The sequence below is a fragment of the Streptomyces sp. NPDC056452 genome, from assembly GCF_042796085.1.
Taxonomy (GTDB): domain Bacteria; phylum Actinomycetota; class Actinomycetes; order Streptomycetales; family Streptomycetaceae; genus Streptomyces.
Genome location: NZ_JBHTRI010000003.1, coordinates 114,692 through 131,120, shown reverse-complemented (window position 1 = coordinate 131,120; position 16,429 = coordinate 114,692). Strand labels below are relative to the sequence as shown.

12 protein-coding genes are annotated in these 16,429 nt (G+C 68.5%); 4 read left to right on the top strand and 8 right to left on the bottom strand.

From position 1 onward, the window contains the following. Positions 1-93: 93 nt before the first annotated feature. The 3 genes from ACFQ6X_RS04360 to ACFQ6X_RS04350 all read right to left on the bottom strand — a co-directional run bounded on the left by ACFQ6X_RS04360 (position 94) and on the right by ACFQ6X_RS04350 (position 5,544). Entirely contained in the window at positions 94-1,545 is a 1,452-nt protein-coding gene (locus ACFQ6X_RS04360; RefSeq protein ID WP_383175689.1) for a Gfo/Idh/MocA family protein, read from the bottom strand. A gap of 564 nt (positions 1,546-2,109) precedes the next feature. After that, the gene (locus tag ACFQ6X_RS04355; protein WP_383175686.1) at positions 2,110-5,052 is read right to left on the bottom strand and encodes an FAD-binding and (Fe-S)-binding domain-containing protein; all 2,943 of its coding nucleotides are present in this window, start codon (positions 5,050-5,052) and stop codon (positions 2,110-2,112) included. 45 nt (positions 5,053-5,097) lie between these two features. Beyond that, positions 5,098-5,544 carry a MarR family winged helix-turn-helix transcriptional regulator gene (locus tag ACFQ6X_RS04350; protein ID WP_383175683.1) on the bottom strand — a complete coding sequence of 149 codons (447 nt, stop codon included), beginning with the start codon at positions 5,542-5,544 and terminating at the stop codon, positions 5,098-5,100. Between the two features lie 137 nt (positions 5,545-5,681). Between ACFQ6X_RS04350 and ACFQ6X_RS04345 the strand changes: the two genes are divergently transcribed. After that, positions 5,682-7,487 (top strand): ABC transporter ATP-binding protein, encoded by a 1,806-nt coding sequence (locus ACFQ6X_RS04345; RefSeq protein ID WP_383175680.1) that lies wholly within the window; start codon positions 5,682-5,684, stop codon positions 7,485-7,487. Positions 7,488-7,537: 50 nt separating this feature from the next. Then, positions 7,538-8,155 carry a hypothetical protein gene (locus ACFQ6X_RS04340; protein WP_383175677.1) on the top strand — a complete coding sequence of 206 codons (618 nt, stop codon included), beginning with the start codon at positions 7,538-7,540 and terminating at the stop codon, positions 8,153-8,155. A gap of 312 nt (positions 8,156-8,467) precedes the next feature. Here ACFQ6X_RS04340 and ACFQ6X_RS04335 read toward each other — a convergent pair whose 3' ends face one another. Further along, entirely contained in the window at positions 8,468-9,583 is a 1,116-nt protein-coding gene (locus ACFQ6X_RS04335; RefSeq protein WP_383175674.1) for an FAD-dependent oxidoreductase, read from the bottom strand. A gap of 84 nt (positions 9,584-9,667) precedes the next feature. On the opposite strand from ACFQ6X_RS04335, the gene ACFQ6X_RS04330 reads away from it, so the two are divergent. Further along, positions 9,668-10,090, top strand: a complete 423-nt coding sequence (locus ACFQ6X_RS04330) for a secondary thiamine-phosphate synthase enzyme YjbQ (protein WP_383175671.1) — start codon at positions 9,668-9,670, stop codon at positions 10,088-10,090. 68 nt (positions 10,091-10,158) lie between these two features. Here the strand turns inward: ACFQ6X_RS04330 and ACFQ6X_RS04325 are convergent, their stop codons facing one another. From ACFQ6X_RS04325 to ACFQ6X_RS04315, 3 genes are all read right to left on the bottom strand, one after another. Continuing rightward, positions 10,159-11,421, bottom strand: a complete 1,263-nt coding sequence (locus ACFQ6X_RS04325; RefSeq protein WP_383175668.1) for a DUF6357 family protein — start codon at positions 11,419-11,421, stop codon at positions 10,159-10,161. A gap of 70 nt (positions 11,422-11,491) precedes the next feature. Further along, positions 11,492-12,145: a hypothetical protein gene (locus ACFQ6X_RS04320; protein WP_383175665.1), complete on the bottom strand. Its 654-nt coding sequence runs from the start codon at positions 12,143-12,145 to the stop codon at positions 11,492-11,494. 366 nt (positions 12,146-12,511) lie between these two features. After that, positions 12,512-14,020: a DUF4246 domain-containing protein gene (locus ACFQ6X_RS04315; protein ID WP_383175662.1), complete on the bottom strand. Its 1,509-nt coding sequence runs from the start codon at positions 14,018-14,020 to the stop codon at positions 12,512-12,514. 294 nt (positions 14,021-14,314) lie between these two features. On the opposite strand from ACFQ6X_RS04315, the gene ACFQ6X_RS04310 reads away from it, so the two are divergent. Continuing rightward, positions 14,315-15,040, top strand: coding sequence for a DUF4232 domain-containing protein (locus ACFQ6X_RS04310; protein ID WP_383175659.1), 726 nt, complete (start codon positions 14,315-14,317; stop codon positions 15,038-15,040). Positions 15,041-15,093: 53 nt separating this feature from the next. On the opposite strand, the gene ACFQ6X_RS04305 is transcribed toward ACFQ6X_RS04310, so the two are convergent. Next, positions 15,094-16,275 (bottom strand): PP2C family protein-serine/threonine phosphatase, encoded by a 1,182-nt coding sequence (locus ACFQ6X_RS04305; RefSeq protein ID WP_383175656.1) that lies wholly within the window; start codon positions 16,273-16,275, stop codon positions 15,094-15,096. Positions 16,276-16,429 lie beyond the last annotated feature (154 nt).

Genomic DNA, 16,429 nt, shown 5'->3' with positions numbered 1-16,429 from the left:
GCAGGGCGGGAGGCAGGCCCGCTCCGCCCGGTTTGTCAGGTACCCGGGCACGCGGCGGGGCTCCGTGCCCTTCGGCGCGGAGCCCCGTCCCGTCTACTCCGCGGGCTTGTCGGAGTCCATGCCCGGACGGGCCTTCTTCCACTCGCCGCGGGTGAAGTCCGGGATCTGCTGCGGAACACCCTTGGCCTTGATGGAGAGGTGACTCAGCGGAACCGGCGCGGTCCAGGTGGCCGCGTCGTACACGTCGAAGTCGGGTGCGAGTCCGAGCCGCATGCACTGCATCAGACGGAACACCAGCATGTAGTCCATTCCGCCGTGACCACCGGGCGGATTGGCGTGCTCCTTCCACAGCCAGTGGTCCCAGTCGGCGTACGCGGAGAAGTCCTTCCACTGGTCGTCGGTGTGGTCGGGCTCGAGATAGATGCGCGTCGGGTAGTCCTCGAAGACGCCCTTGGTGCCACCGAGGCTGTTGATGCGTGAGTACGGGTGGGGCGTCGACACGTCGTGCTCCAGGCGGATCACCCGGCCCTTCGCCGTCTGGACGAGACTGATCGTCCGGTCGCTCTCGATGTAGGTCTCCTTCCAGCTCGGGTCACCGGCGGGCATGTGCTGCTCGCGGTACTCGGCGAGACCGCGCGCGGGTGAGCCGACGCTGGTGATGCTCACCGCGCGGTCGCCGCGGTTGATGTCCATGTAGTTGGCGACCGGCCCGAATCCGTGGTTGGGATACAGATCGCCGCGCAGCCGGGTGTGCCACAGGCGGCGCCACGGACCCTCGTAGTAGTCGGGGTCGAACATCAGCCCCCGCAGATCGTGGTTGTACGCGCCCGCGCCGTGCAGCAGGTCGCCGAAGAGACCGGCGTGCGCCATCCGCAGCACCCGCATCTCGTTCCGGCCGTAGCAGCAGTTCTCCAACTGCATGCAGTGCCGCCGGGTCCGCTCGGAGAGGTCGACCAACTGCCAGAGCTGGTCGAGCTGGAGAGCGATCGGACACTCGACCCCGACATGCTTGCCGTTGAGCATGGCGGTCTTCGCCATCTCGAAGTGGAAGTCCCAGGGAGTCGCCACGTAGACGAAGTCGATGTCCCCGCGCTTGCAGAGGTTCTCGTAGTCGTCCTCGCCGTTGGTGTACACGGCGGGCGCGGGCTGACCCGCCGCCGTCACCTTCGCGGATGCCTGTTCGGCCTTGGCCTTCACGGGGTCGCAGACGGCGACGACCTGTACTCCGGTGACGGCGAGGAAGAGATCGATCATGCTGCCGCCGCGGTTGCCGAGGCCCACGATGCCGACCCGTACGGTGGAGCGCCGGTCGAAGGGCACCCCGGCCATGGTCCTGCCCTGGCGTGCGGGGGCGGTCGCCGGATTCTCGGCCGTCGCCGCCGTGGTGGTTGCTGCTGCGGCCGTGCCGCTGCCGAGCGTCCCAAGTCCTAGACCGGCTCCGGCCATTCCGGCCACTCCGGCTGTGGTGCGAAGCACGGAACGACGGCTCATGGAGCCGTCGTCCGTGTTCTGCGGGTCCTGGTCCTGTGGTGCGTCGTCGTTCATCGAGCCTCCAGGGAGGGGGATCTGACGGTGCGCGTAGGGAGGCGGGAACGCATGCGGGCATGACGGGTTCCCGAACCTCGGTAAGGACCCTGGACGGTGGGACTGCTGTTGCGCAAGGGATGCGTTTGGACGCGCGCGTGGACTCTCGCGCCGAAACCATGGACTTTCCGGCTGTGTTGCCGCCGGGCGGGCGCGCTTGGTCCGGAGGGCCGGCCGGGCGTCCGAGACCGGGGTGGCGCGACTGGTTTCAGAGGGCCGGCCGGGCGTCCGAGGCCGGGGTGGGGTGCTTGGTCCGGAGGGCCGGCCGGGCGTCCGAGACCGGGGTGGCGCGCCTGGTTTCAGAGGGCCGGCCGGGTGTCCGAGGCCGGGGTGGGGTGCTTGGTCCGGAGGGCCGGCCGGGTGTCCGAGACCGGGGTGGCGCGCCTGGTTTCAGAGGGCCGGCCGGGCGTCCGAGGCCGGGGTGGGGTGCTTGGTCCGGAGGGCCGGCCGGGTGTCCGAGACCGGGGTGGCGCGCCTGGTTTCAGAGGGCCGGCCGGATGCCCGAGGCCGGGGTGCGCGCGGGGTTCAGAGGGCCGGCCGGGTCGCCCGCTCCAGCTCCATCAGTGCCGAGTAGTACGTGCGGCCGGTCGCCCGGTCCATCCCGATCTCGCACATCCGATTCGCCGACAGATACGCGTCGTACTCCCGGGTGTTCACCTCGGCCGCCTCCTTGGCGGTCGCCGAATCGGTGAGCTCCTTGTGCAGCATGCCGCGGTCGCCCGCGAACGCACAGCAGCCCGCGTCGTCGGGGATGACGACGTCCTCCGCGCATGCCTCGGCGACAGCGCGCAGCTGTGCCACGTCTCCCAGATGCTCCATCGAGCAGGTGGGATGCAGGACGGCCGAACCCACCCTGCGGAACACGGTCAGCGAGGGAAGCAGCTCCTCGGCGGCCCAGACGAGCGAGTCGACGACAGTCAGCTCACGGTGCAGGTCCCGGTTGGCCTCGGTGAGATGGGGCACCACCTCGTGGGACAGGCCGAGCGTGCACGAGGAGGCGTCGACGACGAGCGGCAGCCTGCCGCCCGCGGTCCAGCCCCAGGCCGCCTCCACGATGCGGTTGGCCATCACGGCGTTGGCCACGTCGTACCCCTTGGAGTGCCAGATCGTCGCGCAGCAGGTGCCCGCGACGTCCTCGGGGATCCACACGGGCTTCGCGGCGCGGGCGGACAGGGAGACGACGGCCTCGGCGAGCGACGGCGATCCCTCGTCCTCGGGCCCGGCGAAGATGCGGTTCACGCAGGCCGGGTAGTAGACGGCGTGCGCACCCGTCCGGGAGGTGGGAGGCATCCTCCGGCGGGCAGCGCCGGGAATCTGGGGCAGCCACTCCGGTACCAGATCGGGGCGAACGGCCCTGCGGGCCAACCGGGTCACGGACTCGAGCAGGCGGTCGCCGACCCGGTCGGAGACGGCGTCGGCCGCGGCGACCGCGAGCCGTGCCGAGACCTCCACCGCCTTGAAGTGCTTCGCCGTGAGAGCCGCGATGCGCTCCTCGCGCGGCGAGTGCCGGTGATGACGGAAATCCTTCATCATCGCGCCGGTGTCGATACCGACCGGGCACGCCAGCTTGCACGTGGAGTCGCCCGCGCAGGTGTCCACGGCGTCGTACCCGTATGCGTCGAGGAGACCGGCCTCCACCGGGGAGCGGTCCGGCTGGCGCATCATCTCCCGGCGCAGGACGATGCGTTGACGGGGCGTGGTGGTCAGGTCCTCGCTGGGGCAGGTCGGTTCGCAGAAGCCGCACTCGATGCACGGATCAGCGACCGGCTCGACCTTGGGGATCGTCTTGAGCCCACGCAGGTGCGCCTTCGGGTCACGGTCCAGGACGATCCGCGGCGCCAGCACCCCGTCGGGGTCGATGATCTGCTTCGTACGCCACATCAGTTCGGTGGCCTTCGGGCCCCACTCCAGCTCGAGGAACGGCGCGATGTTGCGGCCCGTGGCGTGCTCCGCCTTCAGCGAGCCGTCGAAACGGTCGACGACGAGCGAGCAGAAGCTGTCCATGAAGGCCGCGTACCGGTCGACGTCCGCGGATTCCGCGGCGTCGAAAGCGAGCAGGAAGTGCAGGTTCCCGTGGGCCGCATGACCTGCGACGGCGGCGTCGAAGCCGTGGACCGCCTGAAGTTCGAGCAGGGCCTCGCAGGCCTCGGCGAGCCGGGACGGCGGCACCGCGAAGTCCTCCGTGATCAGCGTGGTGCCCGAGGGGCGGGAGCCGCCGACGGCGGTGACGAACGCCTTGCGGGCCTTCCAGTAGCCCGCGACCGTGCCGGCGTCCCGGGTGAATGCGTTGGTCACGGATACGGCCGGCACGACGAGGTCGAGACCCGTGACGACCGAGGCCGCAGCCTGCTCGTAGGTCTCCAGAGCCGCCTCGTCCGGGGCGCGGAACTCCACCAGGAGCGCCGTCGTATCCCTGGGCAGGGACGCCCAGTCGGAAGGAACGCCCTGGACGCGCACCGATGCGCGCAGCGTGTTGCCGTCCATCAGCTCCACGGCGATCGCACCCGCCTCGTTGAACTGCGGGACAGCTGCCGCCGCAGCGGTGAGGGAGGGGAAGAACAGCAGCGCGGAGGAGACCAGGCGGTCCAGCGGCAGCGTGTCGAAGACGACCTCAGAGATGAAGCCGAAGGTGCCCTCGGAGCCGACCATCAGCCCGCGGAGGATCTCCACGGGGGTCGATCCGTCCAGGAACGCGTCGAGCCGGTAGCCGTTGGTGTTCTTGATCTCGTACTTGGCGCGGATCCGGGCGGTGAGCTGCTCGTCCGCCTCGATCTCCGCCTTCACGGCCAGCAGGCCCTCGCACAGACGCGGCTCGGCGTGGCGCAGCAACTCGTCGGCGGCCGGTTCGGCCGTGTCGACCACGGTGCCGCTCGGCAGGACAAAGGTGAGGGAGGAGACCGTGCGGTACGAATTGCGGGTCGTGCCGGCGGTCATTCCCGAGGCGTTGTTCGCGACGACCCCGCCGATGGTGCAGGCGATGGCGCTGGCGGGGTCGGGGCCCAGCAGCCTGCCGTGCCGGGCGAGCGTGGCGTTGGCCCGCATGACGGTGGTCCCCGGCCGGATCCGGGCCCGCGCCCCGTCGTCGAGGACTTCGATGCCTGTCCAGTGGTGGCGTACGTCGACAAGGATGTCCTCGCCCTGTGCCTGGCCGTTGAGGCTGGTGCCCGCGGCCCGGAAGACCACGTTGCGGCCCTTGCCGTGGGCGTAGGAGAGGATCGCCGAGATGTCGTCGATGTCCTTGGGGACCAGGACGACCTGCGGCAGGAAGCGGTAGGGGCTGGCATCGGAGGCGTACCGCACGAGGTCGGAGATCTTCCACAGCACCTTCTCCGCGCCGAGCAGGGCGGTCAGGTCGGCACGCAGCGGTGCGGGTGTGCCCGCGGCCTTCCAGCCCGGCACCCGGTCGGGGGACGGCGTCCGTGCCGTACCAGGGCGGAGGGCTTCCGGCTTCGGCTCCAGCAGCGGCATCTCAGCGTCTCCTCGACGACACGATGCGGTGCCCCGCACCGCGCCTCAGCAGCGGCGGCGCTCCGGCATCCCGTCCACCAGAGCGGTCAGCAGTCCGCCGAGCACCTCGCGCTGCTCGGCGGTCAATGGAGCCAGGATCTCCTCTGCGGCGGCCTTCCGCGCGTTGCGCAGCGAGCGGAGCGTGGCCCTGCCCTCCTCGGTGATCTCGATGCGGACCACCCGGCGGTTGGTCGGGTCCGGCGCACGGCGCACCCGGTCATTGGCCTCCAGGCCGTCCACCAGTGTGGTGACCGCACGCGGGACGACGTCGAGGCGCTGGGCGAGATCGGCCATCCGGGGCGGATCCTCGTAGTGCGCGACCGTGCGCAGCAGCCGGAACTGCGCCGGAGTGATGTCGATCGGCTCCAGCTGGCGGCTCTGGATGCGCTGGAGTCTGCGGGTGAGCCGCAGCAGCTGTTCGGCCAGAAGACCGTCGGGATCGGGGGAGTCCATGAGGGAACAATATCAGGACCTTGTTCATTGTGAATAGAGGTAACAATGAGCTAGGCTCCGTAAAGTCGAAATCCCGCACGTCCTCCGCCGCACGCCTCCCCCCGAGGCCTGTCGGCCACACGCTCTCGAAGGAGCACATGAAACCCGACGAACCCACGTGGACACCCCCTGCCGGTGATGCCCAGCAGCCGCCCGCCGAGCTGCGCCGCATCTTCCGCCTCTTCCGCCCCTACCGAGGCAGGCTGGCGATCGTGGGGCTGCTGGTCGGCGCCTCGTCACTGGTGTCGGTCGCCACCCCTTTCCTGCTCCGCGAGATCCTGGACACCGCGATCCCTCAGGGGCGTACGGGACTGCTCACACTGCTCGCGCTCGGCATGATCCTCACCGCCGTGATGACCAGCGTCTTCGGTGTCCTGCAGACCCTGATCTCCACGACGGTCGGCCAGCGCGTCATGCACGACCTGCGCACCGCCGTCTACACCCAGCTGCAGCGGATGCCGCTCGCCTTCTTCACCAGGACCCGCACGGGGGAGGTCCAGTCCCGCATCGCCAACGACATCGGCGGCATGCAGGCGACGGTCACCTCCACCGCGACCTCGCTGGTCTCCAACCTCACCGCCGTCATCGCCACCGTGGTCGCCATGCTGGCGCTGGACTGGCGGCTCACCGTCGTCTCGCTGCTCCTGCTGCCCGTCTTCGTCTGGATCAGCCGCCGCGTCGGCCGTGAGCGCAAGAGGATCACCACCCAGCGCCAGAAGCAGATGGCGGCGATGGCGGCCACGGTCACCGAGTCGCTCTCGGTCAGCGGCATCCTGCTCGGCCGCACCATGGGCCGCTCGGACTCCCTCACCAAGGGCTTCGCCGAGGAGTCGGAGCGCCTGGTCGACCTCGAAGTGCGCTCCAACATGGCCGGGCGGTGGCGGATGTCGACGATCGGCATCGTCATGGCCGCCATGCCCGCCGTCATCTACTGGGCGGCCGGCCTCACCCTCCAGTCGGGTGCCACGGCTGTCTCCATCGGCACGCTGGTCGCCTTCGTCTCGCTGCAGCAGGGTCTGTTCCGGCCGGCGGTGAGCCTGCTCTCCACCGGCGTCCAGATGCAGACATCCCTCGCCCTGTTCCAGCGGATCTTCGAGTACCTCGATCTCGACGTGGACATCACCGAGCCCGAGAAGCCCGTCCGGCTGGAGAAGATCCGGGGCGAGGTCGCCTTCGAGAACGTCACCTTCAGCTACGACGAGAAGAGCGGCCCGACGCTGACCAGCATCGACGTGACCGTGCCCGCCGGACGCAGTCTGGCCGTCGTCGGTCCCACCGGATCGGGCAAGTCGACGCTCAGCTATCTGGTGCCGAGGCTGTACGACGTCACCGGCGGCCGGGTCACCATCGACGGGGTCGATGTCAGGGACCTGGACTTCGACACCCTCGCCAGGGCCGTCGGCGTGGTCTCGCAGGAGACTTACCTCTTCCACGCCTCCGTTGCCGAGAACCTTCGCTTCGCCAAGCCGGACGCCACCGACGAGGAGATCGAAGCGGCGGCCCGCGCCGCCCAGATCCACGACCACATCGCCTCGCTGCCCGACGGTTACGACACGCTCGTCGGCGAGCGCGGCTACCGCTTCTCGGGCGGTGAGAAGCAGCGTCTGGCCATCGCACGCACGATTCTCCGTGACCCGCCCGTGCTGATCCTCGACGAGGCGACCAGCGCCCTCGACACCCGTACGGAACACGCCGTGCAGCAAGCCATCGACGCGCTGTCGAAGGGCCGCACCACCCTCACCATCGCGCACCGGCTCTCCACCGTCAGGGACGCGGACCAGATCGTCGTCCTGGACGGCGGGCAGGCAGCCGAGCGCGGTACGCACGCGGAGTTGCTGGAGAGGGACGGCCGGTACGCGGCCCTCATCCGCCGCGACGGCGACCTCGCTCCCGCGGCCACATGAGGCGCGACCGGGGTGTGCGGCGGAATGTCCGTACGGCATGATCGCCGTCCATGAGAGCTCTGCTCGGGGTGGAACTCCCCGGATACCGGCCCGTGGACGACGACGCCTGGGCGAATGACGACGGCGATGTGGTCTCGCTGCACTACTTCGGTCTGCCGCCGGACCTTCCTGCCGCACTGGAGGACGGCCCGACCCTGCGCAACACGCTCACGCACTGGACCGCGCAAGCGGGCGGCGGGCTCATAGAGGCCTCGGTGAAGAAGCTGGGCGGACTGCCTGCGCTGCGTCAGATACTCAAGGTGCCGCTGCCCCAACAGGCCCACGGACAGGTGTTCATCGGCAGTTTCACGGTGCCGCGGGCCGGATGCAGCACGGTGGTGAAGATCCAGGCCCCCGAGCGCGGAATGACAGGCATGCGGGAAGCCGTCGTCCTCGCGAAGCTCGGCCCCGACCAGTACTTCCGGCCGCACCCCTACGCCCCCGAGGTCCAGGGCGGCCTTCCCTTCCATGCGGCGGACCACGCCAGGTGGGACGCGGAATTCCCGGACCACCCGCTGACCAGGGTCCGGCGGACACTCGACGCGCTGGTCGAGGCGGTCACCGTGGACCCCGGATTTGCCGCGCTGGCGCCCTTCGCGGGCCCGGTCGAACCTGCCCCCCACGGCTGACAAGCCGCGTAACACGGCGGCGCCGCCGCTCCCGTGGGACGGGGAGCGGCGGCGCCGGTCGAGCAATCGTCAGACGAGCCAACCCACGAAGTGGACGACGCCGGCAAGCAGGTTGGTGAGGAAGTTCATTCGGTGCTTCTCCTTGTGCATGGTGCATCGGTGGGACTGCGCAGTCGCGGTCTGCAGCCCGTTGCTTGCGCCCTGTAATCATCAGGCTGCGCACCGGAGTTGATCGACAGGAATGGACACGATCACACGTTCTGACGAACACCCGATCCCCTGTTCGTGTGTTCTGTTGTGCTCGGTGTGAGGTCAGGCGGAGACGCCCTGCGCGGCGGGCACAACGCTGCCGGTCCTTTCCAGCAGGCGGGTGATCGAACGGGCCGCGGCCCGGCCCGCCCGGTTGGCCCCGATCGTGCTGGCCGACGGCCCGTAGCCGACGAGATGGACGCGCTCGTCCCGTACCGCCCGGGTGCCCTCGACGCGTATGCCGCCGCCCGGCTCGCGCAGCTTCAGCGGGGCCAAATGATCGACTGCGGCCCGGAATCCGGTGGCCCACAGAATCACATCGGCCTCGACCGTCCGGCCGTCGGCCCAGGTCACCCCGTTCGGGGTGATCCGCTCGAACATGGGGAGCCGGTCGAGAACCCCCTCCTCGCGTGCACTTCGGACAGCGTCGGTCAGCGGCAGTCCGGTCACGCTCACCACGCTCTGCGGCGGAAGCCCCAGCCGTACACGCTCCTCCACCATGGCCACGGCGGCCCGCCCCTGCTCCTCGCCGAACGGCCCTTCCCGGAACACCGGGGGCCGACGCGTCACCCAGTACGTCGTAGCCGCCACCTCGGCGATCTCCATCAGATGCTGGGTGCCGGAGGCCCCGCCACCGACCACGATCACCCGCTGTCCGGCGAACTCCGCCGGCCCCGGATAGTCCGCAGTGTGCAACTGCCTTCCCCGGAAGGTCTCCTGGCCCGGATAGCGCGGCCAGAACGGCCGGTCCCAGGTCCCCGTCGCGTTGATCAGGGCACGCGTGGCGTAGGTGCCCTCGGACGTCTCGACGAGCAGTCGGCCATCCTCTCCTGCGCTCCCTTCGCGCACGGCGCTCACCTCGACGGGACGGTGTACCCGCAGGTCGAAGCGGTGTTCGTACGCGTCGAAGTACGCACCGATCACCTCGGACGAAGGGCGCCCGTCGTCGGCGTCCGTCAGCTCCATGCCGGGCAGGGAGTGCATCCCGTGGACCTTGCCGTAGGTGAGCGACGGCCAGCGGAACTGCCAGGCACCCCCGGGCCGCGGGGCGTGGTCGAGTACGACGAAGTCCCGGTCGGGATCGAGGCCGGCGCGCCGCAGATGGTAGGCGGCCGAGAGCCCCGCCTGCCCGGCGCCGATCACGACCACGTCCAGCTCGCGCACCCCGAAGTTGTTCACCCTTCTACCAACCGTGGAGGGCTTCCGGATCTTCCCGGATCCTCCGAGGGCGCGACGACCTGCCACCGGCGCCAGAATGGGGCCATGCCCGACTCCTTCGCCACGCACCTGCTGAGCATCACCACCGGACGTACCGAGACGGTCACGGACCTGACGGCGGACTGCGAACAGTTCCTCGCCCGTGTCACCCACGGAAGGGACGGCCTGCTCAACGTCTTCGTCCCTCACGCGACCGCCGGAATCGCGGTCCTGGAGACCGGAGCGGGAAGCGACGAAGACCTCCTCGCCGCCCTGCAGACCCTGCTTCCCGCAGACGACCGCTGGCGCCACCGCCACGGAAGCCCCGGCCACGGCCGCGACCATGTGCTCCCCGCCCTCGTACCGCCGCACGCGACTCTGCCGGTGATCGGGGGACGACTGGAACTCGGGACGTGGCAGTCGGTCTGCCTGGTCGACACGAACGTCGACAATGCGGACCGTCAGGTGCGGCTCAGCTTCTTCGGCTGAGCGTTGGCCTGGTCGAGACCCTCGGGCATACGGGGGCCTGGGTAGGGGATTGGGACGGCATCGGCGGACTACTTGGCGTCGCGCTGCCGGCGCGCGCGCTCGAACTCGGCGTTGTCCGACATCCAGGAGCCGTGCTGGTCGAGTGAGGCGCAGCCGCCGCGGACGAACGCGCTCACCAGGTTCCGGTACCCGCCGAGCCCGTCGACCAGGCTGTACTCGACCCGGTACTCCGGATCCGACCCGGCTCCGCCCTCGTGCACCGTCGTGACCCGGGCGATGGAGTCCGCGTAGAAGTGGAGCTGGATCCCTTCGCCCATCTCCTCGTCCTCGATGGTGAACACTTCGTTGTCCGCGGCAGAGCGATCGCCGACGAATTCCCAGAACTCCGCGGTGGCAGTGCGTGGACCACCAAGGTGCCACTTCTTCTCGACGCCCTTGTCGTCGGTGAACGACAGGATCGTCTTCCTCGCACTCTCGCCGAAGCCGGCGCGGCCGCCGGCAGCCTCCTCGTCGTCCTCCATGGGGGTGCTCCTGGCGTGGTCCGCGGCCTCCGAGCACATCAGGAAGCTCACGGTACGCACCGCGTCATCGACGAGCTCAGGGTGTGCACGGCGCACGGCCGCGTCGACCGTGCTCGCCATCCGGTCCCAGTCGCGCTTGTCCGTGGCGCGCTTGCCCCGTCGCGGATCGCGACCGATCCGCATCCCGGCGCACGCCTGCTCCGCGGTGGCGATCACACGCATGACCTCCGGCAGGAGCGCGGGGTCGACGGCATCGGGCATCCGCTTCGGAACCGTCGCGCCGTGCAGGTACTGGCCCGTGTACCTCAGTATCGCGGCGTCGAGTGGACCGAGCACCGCTCCGCGCTCGGCGCGACGGCGGTTCGCGTGGTACTCCTGAGCTCTTTTCCCGTTGGACGTCTCGGTCGCCGCGCTCATCGCCGCGCAGACCTGACCGCGCTCGAGCAGATCGATGTCAGCTCCATGGGCGATGAGCCGACCCCTGTCCCACGGGATGCGCTGGAAGAGCGCGTCGACGTCTGCGGGCGCGGAGAGGAGGATCGGGTCCAGGAGTGCGACGGCAGCGTCGTCGTCGAGACGGCCCCGGGTTCCGGCGGCGTCGCACAGCGGAAGGACCGCACTCCACAGCAGGAGGTGTCTGGCCAGGTCCTCCCGGATCACCGCGAGATGGGCTTCCTCGATCGAGAACGTGAACGTGCGAGGCTCGTGGTTGGCGTCGGCCCCGGCACCGAGCGTCAGCTTCAGTTCACCGTCCTCGCGGATCACGTTCGGGATCCAGCCGCTGCTGCGCGTGAAAACGATGTCTCTCATGGAATCAGTCTTGCCCATCGGACGAGACGAGCGCGTCTTGCCTGCACCGATCCCCTCCCGAACCGTCTGTTCATGACCACCGGTCGAATTCGGCGTCGAGGCGCATGTCGGTGCGCACCCAGACTTCGCCGGCGGCGGCCTCGGCCGGGGCGTCGACTCGTTCGAGACCGAGGAATTCGATCAACCTGAGCAGTTCGGCTCGTTCAGCTCGGTCATCGCCGACATCATGCGAGTCGAAGAAGACGTAGTACTGGTTGCTCGGGTCTACGATGCCCGAATTCCCCCAGATCCGACCGACTTCTTCGATTGCCCCGGCTTCGGTCGTGATCGTGGCTGCGCGGGTGGCACCGCGAGTCTCCGGTGACGCGTCGAGGTCGGCGAGGTCCGAGAACCACTGGCCGAAGTGGTCGAGGCCGGCATATCCGTTCTCGAAGAACAGCATCGCGCTCGGCATGTAGCGATTGGCCCTGTCGACCTTGAGGTATTCGGACCGGCGTCTGTCCGCCACTTCGATCCGGGCGATCACACCTTGACCGGGCATGAGCACCAGTCTTTGGCCCGCCGGTACATCTTCGATGGTGTAGGTGTCAGAATCTCGCTCCCGGAAGAACGCGGAGAATGCTACGTACGCTTCCTGAGGGTCGCCCACGGAGACCGGCTGGTCGTTGCCATCACCGACAGCGAAGACGAACTGTTTCGGTCCGGGGTTGTAAGGGCGAGCCATAGGTGTCCTTCGTTCACATGTGGTATTCCCACCAGCGTAGTCGCCCCCCTCCCGTAACTCCCGAGCACCACCGGAAGGCCGGCCCGACACGCGGCGGGCGCCGTTCGCCGCCGTGGGCGGTGCCTCTGTCTCAGGCGCCGGGCCAGAGCTGCCGGCCGTGCAATCTGCTGGCAACGGTCTGTTCGGGGACGACGAGGTGAACGCCGTTGCCCCGAACGCCGGTGTTCTGCGGCCCCGTTCCGGCAGTCCGCGGAACGGCTTGGTCGAACGCGTGGGTCGCGCGAGTCCTTGCCCCACGACGCCTCCATGCCGCCGCGGGACTTTCCTCCGGCGCTACGGGTTACTTCCCACGCCCTCTGCCTCGGTTCAGTGCTCGCAGAGGGAGAATTCTCGTTCGTAGAGCTGCTCGTTGTGCTCGGCGACGAAGAACTTGCGTTCCTGCATGAGCTGTTCGCGATAGGTCTTTGCCTGTTCAAGCGTCATGGTCGAGGTATCGGACCATGGTTGCTGCGGTGGCACGTCGGAGGTGGAGACGATCCTTTCCGACGGGTCGACCAGGAAGAACGCGAGAATTTTGCGATATCCGGGGCGGGTGGCGTCCGTGAGGCGGAATGAGCCGACGCGGTGCTGCAGGATGTTCGGGAACGCCAGGCAGCGGCCCGCCGGTGTCGATGCCGATCCCAGCCTCTGGTTCAGTGCGTCCTCGTCCTCCAGGCCGTAGACCTCACGCAGACCGTTGTCGTCGTTCTGTTCGTAGTTCGGGTCGTCGAGTGCCGCCCGGAAGCCCAGTCGGCTTTCGGTGATGTTCTCGCTGTCCCAGTAATAGATGCCGGTCGATACGATCCGCTCGTTCAACATCCCCTCGACGTGCCAGGAACCGCCGGTGTACTCGGGCTTGTCCGGCGTGAGATGGATGGTGGCGAGCTTGACGATGACCTGGAGGCGGCGGCCGCGCAGGTCCTCTCGGGCGGATTCATCGGGCAGCTCGGGCGGGGTGTAGACCGGGGCGTCCGGGATGACCGGGATGCGGTTTTCCCACCAGTCTTCCTGGGCCTCCTCCCATGCGCCGAGTGCCTCCTCGTAGGCCGCGTCTTCGCTGAAGGAGGATTTGTCCGGATGTACCGGCTCCGAGTCGTACCACCCGTATGGATCGGCCTCGATCCGCAGGGGCCGGGGGTGGCGCAGATCGGTGAGCACGTTCTCGAACAGAGGGCGAAAGCGCGCGAACAAGTCCGGTAGGACAGAAGCCAGTTCGTGATGAGTCTCGGGGTGGACGTTGTTGACGTACGAACCGAAGGCGACGTCGCCGTCGGAACTGACGTCGACGTCCGTGGGCAGCCACTGGAATTTTTCCGAGAATTCGTAGGTCGAGTAGCGGTCCGTCGGGTTGTGCCAAGCCCGCTCGGGCGCACGGCTCACCTCTCTCACCAGACAGAACAGTGAGGGATGAACCAGATCCAATACCTGGCCGTCGGATCCGGGATGCCAGTCCTGTTCTGCCTCGGGGACCTCTTCCAGAATCCGAACCGCCTCGCGCAGCCGGGACCTGAGCTTGTCGTCGACCAGCGCGTCCGACTGCCACACCCCGTCGACGGCGGAGACCTCGATGCCGGTTCGTGCGTCCCGCAGCGCGGCGTAATGCACGAGTTCGGCGAGGACGTAAAGAACCTGCGCTTCGGTGAGCCCTTGGGTGACCGCTTCCTGCGTCCACCTGGCGACGATGTCGGCATCGTTCATCTTGTCGAACCACCCGGGCTTCGCCCGAATGTGTGAGCTGCACTGCATCATCTGAATTTCCCGCAGCGTCCGGGGTGTCGCGAACGATATGGAACGGGAGGCATGGAAGGGCAGCGGGAAAGCAGACAGGCCGGTCAATTCTCTCGGTCCTCCGAGTCGGTGTGTGGTGGCCGGAAGGATACGTCAGCGGACTGACACCGCAGCTGTGGTCCCTCGCATCACCGGTCCGGGAGTCAGGGTATGACTCCCCCTCCTCGGGCCGTGGCGGCCGTGCCGCAGGCGCCATCGTCACGCCAAGGCATCAGTTCGTCCGAGGGCTGTAACAGACCCGGATCCGGGGTGACCGGCTGATGGGCGGCAACCACAATGGCTGTGCAGAGCTTGAGACATCGACCGGTCCTGGGGGCTGGTCTCGGGGGAGCGGAACACAGCGTGCACGCGAAGACAGTGAGAGTCGGATCGCTCCATCAGGGCCTGCGCGGCGCCCTCTTGGGGGCCGTTGCGGTGGCGGCGCTGCTGGGGGGCACCGCCTGCCAGGCCTCCGTGGGTGAGGACAACGCCGCCCCGTCGGCCTCCGCGTCGGCCGGGGAGAGCACGTCGAAGAGTCCCGAACCCTCGGGTGACTCCGGCACCGCCACCGGAACCGGCAGTGGCGACGCGACCGGGGACAGCGGCGAGACCGGCGGAGGCAACGGCACCGGCTACCAGGACTGCAAGGCCACCGACCTCAACACCGCGGTCGAGTTGCAGGACCCGTCCGGGGAGACCCCCCGCCACTTCCTGCTGACCGTCACCAACGGCAACAAGAAGCCCTGCGTCCTGAACGACGCACCGATGGTGCGGCTCGGGGCAGGGAACGACGCCTCCGTCGTCGAGACGCTCGGAGAGCCGGACACCGAGCCCGTCGTCGTCGAAGGAGACGGCAGGGCGTACGCGGGCCTGTACGTCTTCGGCAACGACGAGGGCGGCGAGGCGGAGTACGACCAGTCCGACCGGTTCACCGCCACCCTGGTCGCCGGTGAGGGCACCGAACTCAACGGCACGCTCATCTTCGATCTGCCCGACGGCCTCTCCTCCGTCTCCTACGACGACGCGGCGCGGGTGAACGGTTGGGCCGGCACCGAGGGCCTGGCGATGCGCGCGATCAACCAGCTCTGACCCGGGGCGTTCGGACCATGCCCCCTGCCGGGGCATGGTGCCCTCGACCGGCTTCACCGCCACTCGATCATGAGGATGGTCGCATCGTCGTTCAGCTTGTCGTTCTGGCGCTTCCGAATCGAGTGGATCAGCTGTCGGAGGGCCTCCGAGGCCGTTTCCCCCGCGGCAGTGGCGCGGATGATGGAGGCCGTGAATCCCTCCAGGCCGAATTGCGGTCCGCCGGCCAAGCGGGCTTCGGTCACTCCGTCCGTGTAGAGGAGGACTCGGTCGCCGGGCTGCAAAGGAACCTCGTGCACCACACGCGACGAGGGCACAAGGCTTCCGGGTGTGCCCATGGGCGGTTCGCCGGTTCGTTCCAGGGCATTCTCCAGGACCTGGTGATCGCGGATGAGCAGGGGCGGAGGGTGGCCGCAGTTGATCCAGCTCATGATCCCGCTGGACATGTCCAGTTGCAGGGCGATTCCGGTGCAGAACTGCTCCGGAAGCCACTCGGAGAGGGCGTCGTCGACAGTTCTGACGAGTTCCCGCAGCCCAGCTCCCTTGCGGCGGGCACTCCTGCACCCGGCCATCGCGATCGCGGTAGTCATTCCTGACGCAAGATTGTGGCCCATCGCGTCGAGGATCACGGCGTGCAGTGTCGACTCCGTCAGAGAGTGGTCGAACGCATCTCCGCCGAGCTCGTAGGCCGGTTCAAGGACCGCTGTGGAGAGGGCCCGGGCCTCACCCACCGTCCGGGGCGGCAGCAGGGCCCGTACCATCTCCGCCGGTAGCGTCATCGCTTCGGTGCGGGCATGCTGCACGAATCGGTCGCTGATCGCGCGCTTGGAGGTGATGGCCATCGCCAGGATGGAAGCGAGCGTTCTGCAACGCTCCAGCCGTGTGCTGTCCAGTGAATCCACCTGGATGCCGACGACTCCCAGGCGCTCCACCCCGTCCACGAGCGGTATCCAGACGATCAGAGTGCCGGTCTCCGTACTATCCACACGCAGGGCCAGTGCGCGGAAGGCCCAGCCGGCCAAGGACGCATCCACAACGAGCTGGTCCTCGCCAAAGAGCGACGTCAGTCGTTGTTGCTGCAGGTCAACGAGGTAGACATCGGCCTGGCGCAGGCCCAGGAGGACGGCGTACCGATTGAGGAGTAACGGTAGATCCGTCGGGGCCGTGGAGTGCACTTCTGCCAGGAACCCGTGGAAGAGATGCTCACCGTCTCCGGCGGCGGAACTGTTCGAGTTCAAGGGAGATCACCTCTCCGACCGGCCTGCGTTCCACCCAACGCGCCGACCACGGTGAACGCCACTCCGCGGCGGCATTCGGCTAAAGGGTCCGGTGCGACGAACTCCGGAACCCGGGCCGCTCGGCGGGGGTTCTTCCCGAGCGGCACGGAAGCAG